We start from the raw sequence: 12,403 nt of genomic DNA, 5'->3' as shown, positions 1-12,403 counted from the left end.
CATGCCGGACCTCTCCCTCGGTGACGACCTGCGGGCGTTCGTCGACGCCTCCCCCTCGCCGTTCCACGCCGTCGCCGAGCTGGCCCGCCGGCTCCGCGCCGCGGGGTTCACCGAGCTCGCCGAGGCCGACGCCTGGTCGCTGACGCCCGGCGGGCAGCACTTCGTCGTCCGGCACGGCAGCCTGATCGCCTTCCGGGTGGGCAGCGCGCCGCTCGCCGAGGCGGGCCTGCGGCTGGTCGGCGCGCACACCGACTCCCCGACGTTCAAGGTGCGCCCACACTCCGACGTCCGGCAGGCCGGCTACCGGCTCATCGGCGTCGAGCCCTACGGCGGCGGGCTGTGGCACACCTGGCTGGACCGCGAGCTGACGGTGGCCGGCCGGGTCGCGCTGCGGGGCGGGACGACGGAGCTCGTCCAACTGCCCGGGGCGCCGCTGCGGCTCCCGTCGCTCGCCATCCACCTGGACCGCAGCGTCCGCGACGGGCTGACGCTCGACCCGCAGCGCGAGCTGGTGCCGGTCTGGTCCCGCGACCTCGACTCCGAGCCCGGGTTCACCGCGGCGCTGGCCGAGGCGGCCGGGGTGGGCCCGGACGACGTCGTCGGGCACGACCTCGTGCTGGCCGACACCCAGCCCGCGGCCCGGGCCGGCGCCGACGGCAGCTGGGTGGCCGCGTCACGGCTGGACGACCAGGCGTGCTGCCACTCCGGGCTCACGGCGCTGATCGCCGCGACCGCCGGGCCGCGCACCCAGGTGCTGGTCTGCAACGACCACGAGGAGGTCGGCAGCGGCTCGATGTCGGGTGCACGCGGCAGCTTCCTCGAGGACGTCGTCCGCCGGCTCGTCGCGGTCGTCGACGCCGGCGACCCGCAGGCGCTGCCCCGGGCGATCGCGCAGTCCCGGCTGGTGTCGGCGGACATGGCGCACGCCGTCCACCCGACCCGGTCCGACCGGCACGAGCCGGCCCACCGGCCGCAGTTGGGCGGCGGCCCGGTGCTGAAGGTGAACGCCAACCAGGCCTACGCCACCGACGCGGCCTCCAGCGGCTGGTTCGCCGAGCGGTGCGCCGCGGCCGGCGTGCCGGTGCAGTGGTTCGTCACCCGCGCCGACCTGCCGTCGGGGAGCACGATCGGCCCGCTGACCGCGACCCGGCTGGGCATCCCGACGGTCGACGTCGGCGCACCGATGCTGGCGATGCACTCCTGCCGGGAGCTGGCGTCGGCGCTCGACGTCCCGCTGATGGTCGACGCGCTGACCGCCTGCCTCACCGACTGACGTCAGCCCGCCTCGCCGCGGGCGGCCTTCCCGTCCAGGTGCAGCACGATGGACTCGTCGCGGTGGGTGCCGGTCGTCCCGACGTGCCGGTCGCTGATCTCCGGGCCGTTCTTGAGCACGTGCACGAGGGCCATCGCGTGACCGCGGCCCAGCCCGAAGTCCTCCGCCAGCCAGGACACGACCTCCCCGGCCTTGGTCCCGGGGGTGAAGCCGCGGTCCGCGGCCAGGGCCAGCAGCTCGCGCGGCGTCCTGCCGGTCTTCTGCTCGATCGCGTCGAGGTAGGCCTGGAACGACATCTGGTCTGACTCCTCCGGTCGGTGGGCTCAGCGGTAGGACGCCGCCGGGCCGCAGAACTCATCGGCAGGTCAGCCCCAGAGCGCCGCGACCGCCTCGGCGTGCGCCGCGCCGACCGCCCGGCCCGCCTGGGCCGAGGCCGCCCGGGTCGCCGGGGAGAGCGCGTTGGTGCCGAAGGCGTCGATCGAGGCCTGGTCGGCGTACACCACGTGCACCGCGGACGGCGCCAGGGCGGCGAGCTCGGCGTCCAGGCTGCTGCCCCACAGGGCGGGCGCGCCCTCCAGGGCGGGCAGCACCACGAGGACGCGACCGGCCCCGGAAGCGAGGTCGGAGTTGGCCATCGAGCGGGTGCCGCCGTCGATGAGCGGCCGCCCGTCGACCACGACCGGCGGCCAGACCCCGGGCACCGCGCAGCTCGCGGCCACCGCGTCGACGAGGGCGACCCCGGAGTCGCGGGTGAGGACGGCGAGCTCCCCGGAGCGGGCGTCCACGGCGGCGACGAGCAGCCGGCGCTCCGGCCAGGTCTTCACCGGGAGCCGGGCGTCGATGGCGGCCAGCCGGGGGGCCGGGTCGGTCGTCGGTGCCGCCAGCGCGAGGGCACCGATCCGGCGGCCGGCGTCCTCGGGCCCGGTGGCGCCGGCCATCGCCGCGTTGATCGACGCCACGAGCGCGGGGAGGTCGACGTCCACCTCGATCTCGGCGGTCTCCGGGCGCAGCTGGGCCGCGTAGAGCTCGTCGAGGGGCACGCCGCTGGTGACCTGGGCGGCCACCGCGGAGCCCGCCGAGGTGCCGACGACGAGGTCGGCGGCGAGCACCCGGTCGGCCAGCGCGGGATCGGCGTCGGCGAGCCCGCGCAGCACCCCGAGCTCCCAGGCGATGCCGGCGACGCCCCCGCCGGCGAGGACGAGAGCGGTGTCCGGGACGGAGGTGGTCACGCCGTGCACCGTAGGCGGCGGGCGCCGGCGTGGCCTCCGGCTGCCCAGCAAGATCGGAAGTGGTTTACGCTGTAAACGGCTCGACTCGTGAACGGCGACCGCCGGAGACCCCGATGACCGCACCGCCCGTAGACCCCGATGCCGGGGACCTCGACATCCGGACCGTGCCCGGTTCCGACGGGTGCACGGTGGTCGTCAGCGGGGAGGTCGACACCCGCAGCGCGCCGGTGCTGGGTGACCGGCTGCGCGAGCTGCTGCAGGACCCCGCCGCCACGACCGTGGAGCTCGACCTGCGGCAGGTGACGTTCCTGGACTCCGCCGGGCTCACGGCGCTGGTCGGCGTCCACCGGGCAGCCGAGGCCGCCGGCCGGGTGCTGCGGATGCGCTGTGGCACCACCCGGGCGGTGCTCCGCCCGCTGCAGATCACCGGCCTGACCACCGTCTTCACCCTGGTCGACCCGCCGGGGGGTTGAGCCGGGGCAGCGGTGGGCAGGTCGTCGGAGCGGCGCCCCAGACCCGGGCTCCATGCCCGACGGGTGGGACGGACGACTGTGCAGACGACCTTCGTGGTGCTGGGCGGGACGGGTGACCTCACCGGTCGCCTGCTGCTCCCGGGGCTGGCCGAGCTGTTCACCGCCGACGCCCGCGCGCGGGACGGCGACGTCGCACTGCTCGCGGTGAGCCAGCAGGACTGGTCCGACGAGGAGTACCGCGACTGGGCCCGCGCCCGGCTCGCCGAGCACGCCGGGCACGTCGCCGAGGACGTCCGCGACGCGCTGGTCGGCCGGCTCGCCCACCAGCAGGGCGACGTCACCGCCGCCACCGACCTGCGCAAGGCGCTGGACCGGGCCGCGGGCCGCCCGGTCGTCTACCTCGCGCTGCCCAACACCGTGTTCCTGGGCACCCTGCAGGCGCTGACCGAGGTGGACCTCCCCGAGGGGACGACGATCGGGGTGGAGAAGCCCTTCGGCCGCGACCAGGCCGACGCCCGCGAGCTCAACGCCGTGCTGCACCGGCTGGTCCCGGAGGAGCGGGTCTTCCGCACCGACCACTTCCTCGCCATGCAGACCGTGCTGAACCTGCTCGGGCTCCGCTTCGCCAACCGGTTGTTCGAGCCGGTGTGGAACGCCGGGCACATCGAGCGGGTGGAGATCGTGTTCGACGAGACGCTCGGGCTGGAGGGGCGCGCCGGCTACTACGACACCGCGGGCGCGCTGCGCGACATGCTGCAGAACCACCTGCTGCAGCAGCTGGCCCTCATCGCCATGGAGCCGCCGCAGGCCATCGACGGCGCCAGCCTCTCCGCCCGCAAGGCCGACGTGCTGCGCGCGGTGCGGTCGCCGGCGGACATGGCCCGCGACACCGTGCGCGGCCGCTACACCGCCGGCACGGTCGACGGTCGCGCGCTGCCCGACTACACGAGCGAGGAGGGCGTCGACCCGGCCCGGGAGACCGAGACCTACGCCGAGTACACGGTGACGATCGACAACTGGCGGTGGTCCGGCGTCCCGTTCCGGCTGCGCACGGGCAAGGCGCTGGGCACCGACCGCCAGGAGATCGCCATCTGGTTCAAGCCGGTGCCGCACCTGGCCTTCGGCAGCCGCGGCCAGGCCGAGCCCGACGTCCTGCGGATGCGCTTCGACCCCGACCACATCAGCCTGGAGATCAACCTCAACGGCGCCGACGACCCGTTCGAGCTGGAGCGCCGGTCCCTGGACATCGACCTGCCGCCGACCCCGCTGTCGGCGTACGGGCTGCTGCTGGCGGAGATGCTCGGCGGCGAGCGCACCCTGTCGATCAGCGACGTCGAGGCCGAGGAGTCCTGGCGGATCGTCGAGCCGATCCTGGCGGCGTGGTCCGCCGGGGAGGTGCCGCTGTTGGACTACCCGGCGGGGTCCGCCGGCCCCGCTGCCGGCTGAGCGCGGCGCGCGCTCAGGGAGCCACGGGCGTCAGGGCGGGAACTCCAGGGTGAGCATCCGGGCGATGGTCTGCGCCCACGCCTGCTGCACCTCCGGTGACCGGTCGGCGACCAGCTCGGCGACGCAGGCCAGGGTGCCCCGGCCCTCGCTCACGATGTCCTCGAAGGCCAGCCGGAAGACCAGCTCGCGGACCTGGTCGAGCTCCACGCCCGCCTCGATCAACGGCTGCACCACCCACTGCTGCTGCTCCCGAGCGCGCGACTCCACGCACTCTCTTCGCAGCCACCCCCGGCTCCGGATGCACCGGCGGGGTCAGTCCGTGCCGGACTCCATCGCGGCGCGGTCGAGCAGCTCGTCGGTGGCCGACACCGTGCCGCGGGAGGCGATGGCCTCGGCCCCGCCCGCCTGGGAGGCGTCGATCAGGCCGGTGGAGGCCGCCTGGGCTGCACCGATGGAGGTGGGGGTCGCCCCGCCCACCATGCCCATCCGCGCGTACTGCTCCAGCTTGGCGCGGGAGTCGGCGATGTCCAGGTTGCGCATGGTCAGCTGCCCGATCCGGTCGACCGGCCCGAACGCGGAGTCTGCGGTGCGCTCCATCGACAGCTTGTCCGGGTGGTAGCTGAACGCCGGGCCGGAGGTCTCCAGCAGCGAGTAGTCCTCGCCGCGGCGCAGCCGCAGGGTCACCTCGCCGGTGACCGCCATGCCGACCCAGCGCTGCAGCGACTCGCGCAGCATCATCGCCTGCGGGTCCAGCCAGCGGCCCTCGTACATGAGGCGGCCCAGCCGGCGGCCCTCGTTCTGGTAGTTGGCCAGCGTGTCCTCGTTGTGGATCGCGTTGACCAGCCGCTCGTAGGCGGCGTGCAGCAGCGCCATGCCGGGCGCCTCGTAGATGCCCCGGCTCTTGGCCTCGATGATCCGGTTCTCGATCTGGTCGGACATGCCCAGCCCGTGCCGGCCGCCGATCGCGTTGGCCTCCAGCACGAGGTCGACGGCCGAGGCGAACTCCTTGCCGTTGATCGTCACCGGCCGGCCGTACTCGAACCCGATGGTCACGTCCTCGGCAGCGATCTCCACCTCGGGGTCCCAGAACCGGACGCCCATGATCGGCTGCACCATCTCCACGCTGGCGTCCAGGTGCTCCAGCGCCTTCGCCTCGTGCGTGGCGCCCCAGATGTTGGCGTCGGTGGAGTAGGCCTTCTCCGCGCTGTCCCGGTAGGGCAGGCCGTGGGCGACCAGCCACTCCGACATCTCCTTGCGGCCGCCGAGCTCGGTGACGAAGTCGGCGTCCAGCCAGGGCTTGTAGATGCGCAGCGAGGGGTTGGCCAGCAGGCCGTAGCGGTAGAACCGCTCGATGTCGTTGCCCTTGTAGGTGGAGCCGTCGCCCCAGATCTGGACGCCGTCCTCCAGCATCGCGCGGACCAGCAGCGTGCCGGTCACGGCCCGGCCGAGCGGGGTGGTGTTGAAGTAGCTGCGACCGCCGGACCGGATGTGGAACGCCCCGCAGGTGAGCGCCGCGAGGCCCTCCTCGACCAGCGCCGCGCGGCAGTCGACCAGCCGGGCGATCTCCGCGCCGTAGGCGGTGGCCCGGCCGGGCACCGAGCCGATGTCGGGCTCGTCGTACTGCCCGATGTCGGCGGTGTAGGTGCAGGGCACCGCGCCCTTGTCGCGCATCCACGCGACCGCCACGGAGGTGTCGAGCCCCCCGGAGAAGGCGATGCCGACGCGTTCGCCGACGGGCAGGGAGGTGAGCACCTTGGACACGACGACGATTATGCATGTCTGTGCATGACCATGCAAAGGCGGGTCGTCAGCGCCGGGACCCCCTCCGGGAGGCCCACTCCACCACCCAGGTCTCCCCCGGGTCCAGCGCGGCCCACCGGCGTCCCGCCCGGGCGAGCTCGGCGGCCGCCGCCCGCAGCTGCTCCGAGGAGTGACCCGCGCCGGCGACCTCGCCGGGCAGCACCTCGGCCCCGACCGAGAGCCGGCGCACCAGGTCGGCCAGCCCCTCGGCCTGCTGGATCTCCGCCGCCCGCTCGCGCTTGAGCCGGGCGGAGCGCTCGGCGGCGTGCGGCGGCTGCCGGCCCGAGACGTGCCGCATGCTCTGCCAGACGACCCCGTCGGCCACGCACCCCCAGATGCCGTCGGGGACGCGCAGCTGCTGCTCGACCAGCGCGTGCACCAGGTCGTGCGGCAGGTCGGCACCGCCGCCGGCCCCGCGCATCTCGAAGACCACGCCGTCGTCGCGCTCCACCCGGGTCTCCACCGGGCGCCGGTCGGCCATCCGCCGGAAGGTCATCCGCACCCGTCCAGCGTCGAGCCGGGGTCAACTGGATTGCCTGGGAGACTGGCCGGGTGGCTCCCCGACGCTGCCCGTGCGGCACCGGTCTCCCGTACGCCGAGTGCTGCGGCCGGCTGCACGACGGGACGGCGACCGCCGCCACCGCCGAGCAGCTGATGCGCTCGCGGTTCAGCGCCTTCGCCGTCGGCGATCCCGCCTACCTGCGGCGCACCTGGCACTCGACGACCCGCCCCGCGCACGTCGACCTCGACCCGCGGATCCGCTGGACCGCCCTGGAGGTGCTGGCGACCACCGGCGGCGGCCTGCTCGCCGCGGACGGCACCGTGGAGTTCCGCGCCCACTCGGTGGTCGACCGGGCGGCGGGCACCCAGCACGAGAACAGCCGCTTCGTCCGCGAGGACGGCGAGTGGCGCTACCTGAACGGCGTCGCGCTGGCCTGACGCAGATGCTCCACGTGGAACATCGGCTCAGGGCTCGGCGGGGGCCGGGGCCAGCGTGGCCGGGTCGGTGTTGGCGCCGCAGACCACGGTGACGACCCGCTCGCCGGGAGCCGGCACGAACCTGCCGGAGGTCAGCGCCGCCCAGGCGGTCGCGGCACCGTGCTCGCTGGCGATCCGGGCCTCGCTCCACAGCTCCGCCCGGGCGGCGACGATCTCCTCGTCGGTCACCAGCAGGCTCACCAGGTCCGGCGTGGCCTGCGCCGCGGCGAAGGCGATCGCGCCGATCCGCCGGGCGCCCAGGGAGTCCTTGGCCACCCCGGAGACCTCGACGTCCACCGGTTCGCCGGCGGCCAGCGCCGCGTGCAGCGTCGGCGCCCCGACGGGCTCGACCGCGACCACCCGGGCCCGGCCGTCGAGCGCGGCCAGCACCCCGGCCAGCAGCCCACCCCCGCCCACCGCGACCACCACGGTGTCGGCGTCCGGCAGGTCGGCGAGCACCTCCTCGGCGAGCACCCCGGCGCCCGCGGCGATCTCCGGCTGGTCGTAGGCGTGGCAGAAGACGGCCCCCCGCGCGTCGGCGAAGTCCACCGCCGCCGCGTACGCCTCGGCGTACTCCGCGCCGACCAGCCGGACATCGGCGCCGTAGGCGTGCAGCCGGTCGACCTTCACCGCGGGCGTCGGCTCGGGGACGAACACCGTGGCCGGCACGCCGATCGACCGGGCGGCGAAGGCGTGCGCCATGCCGGCGTTGCCCCCGGACGCCGCCACCACGCCGACGGCCGGGTCCAGCTCGCCGCGCTCGGCCGCGGCCAGCTGCCGGTTGAAGGCGCCGCGGGCCTTGAACGACCCGGTGTGCTGCAGGAACTCGGCCTTGACCCACGACGTCGCGCCGACCTGGAGCAGCGGGGTGCGCCGGACGTGGCCGGCGGTGCGGTGCTGCGCGGCGAGGACGTCGTCCCGGGTGATCACCGGAGCACGATACGGCCGGTGGCGGGCCGCTCGGGGCGCCCTGCTTGGGTGGGGGTGTGCGGTGACCCCGCGCACACCCGACCCGGGAGGCCCACGATGCCGCACCTGCTGCACCTCGACTCGTCCGCCGATCCGCGCACCTCCGCGTCGCGCGAGGTCACCGCCGCGTTCGTGCGGGGGTGGCAGGAGCGGGGCGCGGACTTCACGGTCACCTCCCGCGACCTGCACACCGACCCGCCGCCGCACCTGCCCGACGCCGCGCTGCACTGGGCGCCCCGGCTGCGTACCGACGCGGAGACCGTCGACCCGGCCGCCGCCGCCCTGCAGCAGGGCTACCTCGACGAGCTGCTCGGCGCCGACGTCCTGCTGCTCGGCGCGCCGATGTACAACTGGTCGCTGCCCTCGACGCTCAAGGCGTGGGTCGACCACGTGCACGTGCTGGGCACGACCGTCCCGTTCGGCGAGTTCGAGGCGCGGCCGCTGGCCGGCCGCCCCGCCGTGGTGGTCTCCAGCCGCGGCGCGAGCTACGACTCCGGCGGCGAGCAGGCCAGCTGGGACCACACCGTGCCGCCCCTGGAGCTGGTGCTCGGCCGGTCGTTCGGGATGCAGGTCTCGGTGATCACCCTGCAGCTGACCCTGGCCGACCGGGTGCCGGCGATGGCCGACCTGCGCGGCCAGGCCGCCGCCGAGGCCGACGCCGCGCGCAGCTACGCCGAGGAGCTGGCCGGGCGCATCGCCGCCTGATCGGGCGACACCCGGGTCACGTTTCGCCGTCCCGACGGGGACGCGCCAGTCCTCGGCCACCGGACGGCCACCTCGCCGGTCGAACCTGGCAGCGTCCGGGCCTCGTCCAGGGGCCTCCCGACACCCGAGGTGTCGCCGTGACAGCTGCCCAGACGCTCAGCCCGTGGGTCCCCCGCTCCGCCTGCACGCCGCGCTGCACCGCCGACCCGGTGCCGACCGTGGACGCCACCCTGCAGCGGCACCGCTGGCGGCGGCTGACCGGCGCGCTGGCCGGGGCGGGCGTCGCCGCGCTGCGCGCCCCGCTGGCCGGCACCCGCGGCCGGCGGCGGCTGGTGGTCTGCGCGGCGGCCCGGCTGCTCACCGCGGCCGGCGTCCGGGTGGAGGTGCACGCCTCGCCGGTCGCCTGGCCGCGCACCGGGCCGGCGCCGCTGGTGGTGGCCAACCACGTCTCCTGGCTCGACGGGCTCGCGCTGCTCACCGTGGTCCCCGGCGTCCCGGTGGCCAAGCGGGAGATCGGTGACTGGCCGGTCGTCGGCCGGCTGCTCCGCCGCACCGGCGTCGTCCTGGTCGAGCGCGGCCGCCTCCGGGCGCTGCCCGGCACGGTCGCCGAGGTCGCCGACCTGCTGCGGGCCGGCACGCCGGTCACCGTGCACCCGGAGGGGACGACGTCGTGCGGCGTCGAGCTCGGCCGGTTCCGGCCCGCCTTCTTCCAGGCCGCCGTGGACGCCGCCGCCCCGGTCTGCCCGGTCGCCGTGCGCTACCGGGTCGACGGCGGCGCGGCCAGCGCCGTGGCCGCCTACCTCGGCGGTGAGCCGCTGCCGCGCACCCTGGCCCGGATCGTGGCCGCCCGCGGGCTGGTCGTCGAGGTGCACCTGCTCCCCGCCCTGGACCCCGCCGGCGCCGACCGGCGCGAGCTGGCCGCGCTGGCCGAGTACGCGGTCGCCGAGGTCACCGAGGCCCGGCCGCCGGTGGTCACCGCCCACCCCCGCCGCCCCCGGGTCCCGGCCCCGGTGCGGGTCCGCCGGCCGGTCACCGGTCACCGTGCTGCGCGTGCTGCCTGACCCGGTCGGCCCGATGCGGGTGGCGGTCGTCGCCGAGACGTTCCTGCCCGCGGTCAACGGCGTGGTCGGCTCGGTGCTCCGGCTCGTCGACCACCTCGCCGTCCGGGGTCACGACCCGGTGGTGGTCGCGCCGTCGGGTGCCGACTACGAGTCCCGCTGCGGAGCCCGGGTCCAGGTGGTGACCGTGCCGGCGATGCGGCTGCCCCGCTACCGGCAGCTCGCGCTCGCCCGGCCCGCCGGCGACCTCACCGCGGTGCTGCGCCGGCTCGCCCCGGACGTCGTGCACCTGGCCTCGCCCGCCGTGCTCGGGCTGGCCGCCGCGCGGGCCGCCCGCACGCTCGGCATCCCGTCGATCGCCGTCTTCCAGACCGACCTGGCCGCCTACGCCCAGCGCTACCGGCTGCCCGGCGGCGCCGCCGCGGCGTGGCGGTACCTGCGCACGGTGCACGGGACGGCGGACCTCACCCTGGCGCCGTCCTCGGCCAGCGCCGCCCAGCTGGCCCGGCACGGGATCGGCCCGGTCGCGCTCTGGCCGCGCGGGGTGGACCTGGAGCAGTTCGCGCCGTGCCGCCGGGACGACGGCCTGCGCGCGGCGCTGGCCCCCGGCGGCGAGCTGCTGGTCGGGGTGGTGGCCCGGCTGGCGGTGGAGAAGCGGCTGGAGCTGCTCGCCCCGCTCAGCGAGCTGCCCGGCGTCCAGCTGGTCGTCGTGGGCGACGGGCCGCAGCGCCGGGCGCTGACCCGCGAGATGCCGCGGGCGCGCTTCCTCGGCCAGCTCGGCGGCACCGAGCTCGGCGCCGTCGTGGCGTCGCTGGACCTGTTCGTGCACCCGGGCGCCGACGAGACGTTCTGCCAGGCGGTGCAGGAGGCGCTGGCGGCCGGGGTGCCGGCCGTCGTCGCCGCGTCGGGCGGGCCGCTGGACCTGGTGCGGCACCGCGAGAACGGCTGGCTGTGGGCCGGGGACGACCCGCAGGTGCTCGCCGCCACGGTCGCCCGGCTGCGCGACGACCCGGCCGCGGTGCGGGCCGCCGCGGCGCTGGCCCGGCCCTCGGTGGAGAGCCGGACGTGGGGGCGGGTCGGCGACGAGCTGATCGGGCACCTGCAGCGGCTGCGCCACGCCGTCCCCGCCTGAGTTCACGCACCGTTCACCCGCACGCCGAACTGGTTGCCTCCCGCAAGGGGAACGGTGCTCGCCGTGGACGTCACCACCCTGACCCTCGTCGGGCTCATCGCGCTCGCGCTGCTGTTCGACTACACCAACGGCTTCCACGACGCGGCCAACGCGATCGCCACCGTGGTGGCCACCCGGGTGCTGCGGCCCCGCTGGGCCGTCGCCTGGGCGGCCGGGTGGAACTTCGTCGCGTTCTTCTTCGTCGGGACGGCGGTCGCCAACACCGTCGGCTCCACCGTGCACACCGAGTACTTCGGCCCGGCCGTCGTCTTCGCGGCGCTGCTCGGTGCCGTCGTCTGGAACTTCACCTCCTGGCACCTCGGGCTGCCCACGTCCTCCTCGCACGCGCTGGTCGGCGGGCTCGTGGGGGCTGGGCTGACCGCCGGTGGGCTGTCGGCGATCAAGGGCGAGAGCGTGGAGAAGACGGCGCTGTTCATCGTCGTCTCCCCGGTGGCCGGACTGCTGCTCGGCTCGCTGGTGATGGCGCTGCTCGGCGTGCTGCTGCGCCGGGCCGACGTGCCGCGGACCGAGCGCCGGTTCCGCGCCCTGCAGCTGGTCTCCTCGGCCGCCGTCTCGCTGGGCCACGGCGGGAACGACGCGCAGAAGACGATGGGCGTGATCGCCGCGCTGCTGGTCAGCACCGGGCACCTGGACGCCCCGATCGACGGCGACCTGCCCATCCCCGACTGGGTGGCGATCAGCGCCTACGTCGCGATCGCGGCCGGCACGATGTCCGGCGGGTGGCGGCTGGTGCGCACGATGGGCTCGAGCATCACCCAGCTGCGCCCGGTGAGCGGCTTCGCCGCCGAGACCAGCGCGGCCGTGGCGCTGTTCGGCTCGACCGCCCTGGGGGCACCGGTCTCGACCACGCACACCGTGGCCGGCGCCGTCACCGGCGTGGGCGCCGCCAACCGCGGCGCCACCGTGAACTGGCGGGTGTTCGGCCGGCTGACCGTCGCCTGGGTCGTCACCCTGCCGGCGGCCGCCGCCGTCGCGGCGGTCGCCTACCTGCTCACCACCGCCCCGCCGACGGCCGTGTCGGCCGTCGTCATGACCGCGGTCGTGCTCGGCCTCGTCGCGCTCCTCGGCCTGGCGCTGCGCTCGGCGCCGAAGGCCTCCGACGTGGTGCCCGGCGACGACGAGGAGCTGGAGGTCGCGATGCGACCGGGCACCGGGTCGATCATCGACTCCCGCGGCGTCCCGGCCAGCCGCGAGGTGCTCGAGCGCGGCGGCAGCCTGGAGGAGGCGGAGTCGGCCGCGCGGCGGCAGGATCGGACCCGGCAGCCCCTGTGACGTCCGGA

Annotated in this window: 14 protein-coding genes; 8 read left to right on the top strand and 6 right to left on the bottom strand. The window is 75.9% G+C overall.

Annotated elements, in window-relative coordinates; genetic code table 11:
• Position 1 precedes the first annotated feature (1 nt).
• Complete coding sequence (locus FHX36_RS16365) at positions 2-1,273, top strand: M18 family aminopeptidase (protein WP_110551809.1); 1,272 nt, start codon at positions 2-4, stop codon at positions 1,271-1,273.
• Between the two features lie 2 nt (positions 1,274-1,275).
• Here FHX36_RS16365 and FHX36_RS16360 read toward each other — a convergent pair whose 3' ends face one another.
• Complete coding sequence (locus FHX36_RS16360; RefSeq protein ID WP_110551808.1) at positions 1,276-1,569, bottom strand: DUF4287 domain-containing protein; 294 nt, start codon at positions 1,567-1,569, stop codon at positions 1,276-1,278.
• Positions 1,570-1,638: 69 nt separating this feature from the next.
• Complete coding sequence (locus FHX36_RS16355; RefSeq protein ID WP_181428729.1) at positions 1,639-2,502, bottom strand: patatin-like phospholipase family protein; 864 nt, start codon at positions 2,500-2,502, stop codon at positions 1,639-1,641.
• 113 nt (positions 2,503-2,615) lie between these two features.
• Between FHX36_RS16355 and FHX36_RS16350 the strand changes: the two genes are divergently transcribed.
• Positions 2,616-2,975: an STAS domain-containing protein gene (locus tag FHX36_RS16350; RefSeq protein ID WP_110551806.1), complete on the top strand. Its 360-nt coding sequence runs from the start codon at positions 2,616-2,618 to the stop codon at positions 2,973-2,975.
• Positions 2,976-3,038: 63 nt separating this feature from the next.
• Positions 3,039-4,421 (top strand): glucose-6-phosphate dehydrogenase, encoded by a 1,383-nt coding sequence (locus tag FHX36_RS16345; RefSeq protein WP_343056640.1) that lies wholly within the window; start codon positions 3,039-3,041, stop codon positions 4,419-4,421.
• A gap of 30 nt (positions 4,422-4,451) precedes the next feature.
• Here FHX36_RS16345 and FHX36_RS16340 read toward each other — a convergent pair whose 3' ends face one another.
• From FHX36_RS16340 to FHX36_RS16330, 3 genes are read right to left on the bottom strand one after another with little or no spacing between them, the layout of a single operon-like run.
• Positions 4,452-4,688 carry a hypothetical protein gene (locus FHX36_RS16340; protein ID WP_110551804.1) on the bottom strand — a complete coding sequence of 79 codons (237 nt, stop codon included), beginning with the start codon at positions 4,686-4,688 and terminating at the stop codon, positions 4,452-4,454.
• A gap of 45 nt (positions 4,689-4,733) precedes the next feature.
• A complete protein-coding gene (argG, locus tag FHX36_RS16335) occupies positions 4,734-6,182 on the bottom strand; it encodes an argininosuccinate synthase (protein WP_110551803.1) in 1,449 nt (482 codons plus the stop codon).
• A gap of 46 nt (positions 6,183-6,228) precedes the next feature.
• Positions 6,229-6,723 (bottom strand): hypothetical protein, encoded by a 495-nt coding sequence (locus FHX36_RS16330; protein ID WP_146251565.1) that lies wholly within the window; start codon positions 6,721-6,723, stop codon positions 6,229-6,231.
• A 50-nt stretch (positions 6,724-6,773) separates the two neighbouring features.
• Here FHX36_RS16330 and FHX36_RS16325 point away from each other — a divergent pair, with 50 nt between their 5' ends.
• The gene (locus FHX36_RS16325) at positions 6,774-7,160 is read left to right on the top strand and encodes a YchJ family protein (protein ID WP_110551801.1); all 387 of its coding nucleotides are present in this window, start codon (positions 6,774-6,776) and stop codon (positions 7,158-7,160) included.
• A 27-nt stretch (positions 7,161-7,187) separates the two neighbouring features.
• Here FHX36_RS16325 and FHX36_RS16320 read toward each other — a convergent pair whose 3' ends face one another.
• A complete protein-coding gene (locus tag FHX36_RS16320) occupies positions 7,188-8,129 on the bottom strand; it encodes a threonine/serine dehydratase (protein ID WP_110551800.1) in 942 nt (313 codons plus the stop codon).
• Between the two features lie 96 nt (positions 8,130-8,225).
• Here FHX36_RS16320 and FHX36_RS16315 point away from each other — a divergent pair, with 96 nt between their 5' ends.
• From FHX36_RS16315 to FHX36_RS16300, 4 genes are all read left to right on the top strand, one after another.
• Positions 8,226-8,873 carry an FMN-dependent NADH-azoreductase gene (locus tag FHX36_RS16315; RefSeq protein WP_110551799.1) on the top strand — a complete coding sequence of 216 codons (648 nt, stop codon included), beginning with the start codon at positions 8,226-8,228 and terminating at the stop codon, positions 8,871-8,873.
• A 137-nt stretch (positions 8,874-9,010) separates the two neighbouring features.
• Positions 9,011-9,934 carry a 1-acyl-sn-glycerol-3-phosphate acyltransferase gene (locus FHX36_RS23065; protein ID WP_183513907.1) on the top strand — a complete coding sequence of 308 codons (924 nt, stop codon included), beginning with the start codon at positions 9,011-9,013 and terminating at the stop codon, positions 9,932-9,934.
• Positions 9,924-11,063 carry a glycosyltransferase gene (locus FHX36_RS16305; RefSeq protein WP_221202935.1) on the top strand — a complete coding sequence of 380 codons (1,140 nt, stop codon included), beginning with the start codon at positions 9,924-9,926 and terminating at the stop codon, positions 11,061-11,063. The genes FHX36_RS23065 and FHX36_RS16305 overlap by 11 nt, the downstream gene beginning before the upstream one ends.
• 63 nt (positions 11,064-11,126) lie before the next feature.
• Entirely contained in the window at positions 11,127-12,395 is a 1,269-nt protein-coding gene (locus FHX36_RS16300) for an inorganic phosphate transporter (RefSeq protein WP_110554012.1), read from the top strand.
• The last annotated feature ends 8 nt before the right edge of the window (positions 12,396-12,403 follow it).

It is taken from the genome of Modestobacter versicolor (assembly GCF_014195485.1).
GTDB lineage: Bacteria > Actinomycetota > Actinomycetes > Mycobacteriales > Geodermatophilaceae > Modestobacter > Modestobacter versicolor.
Note: the sequence above shows the minus strand (reverse complement) of the source record. Positions and strands in the feature narration are given on the sequence as shown.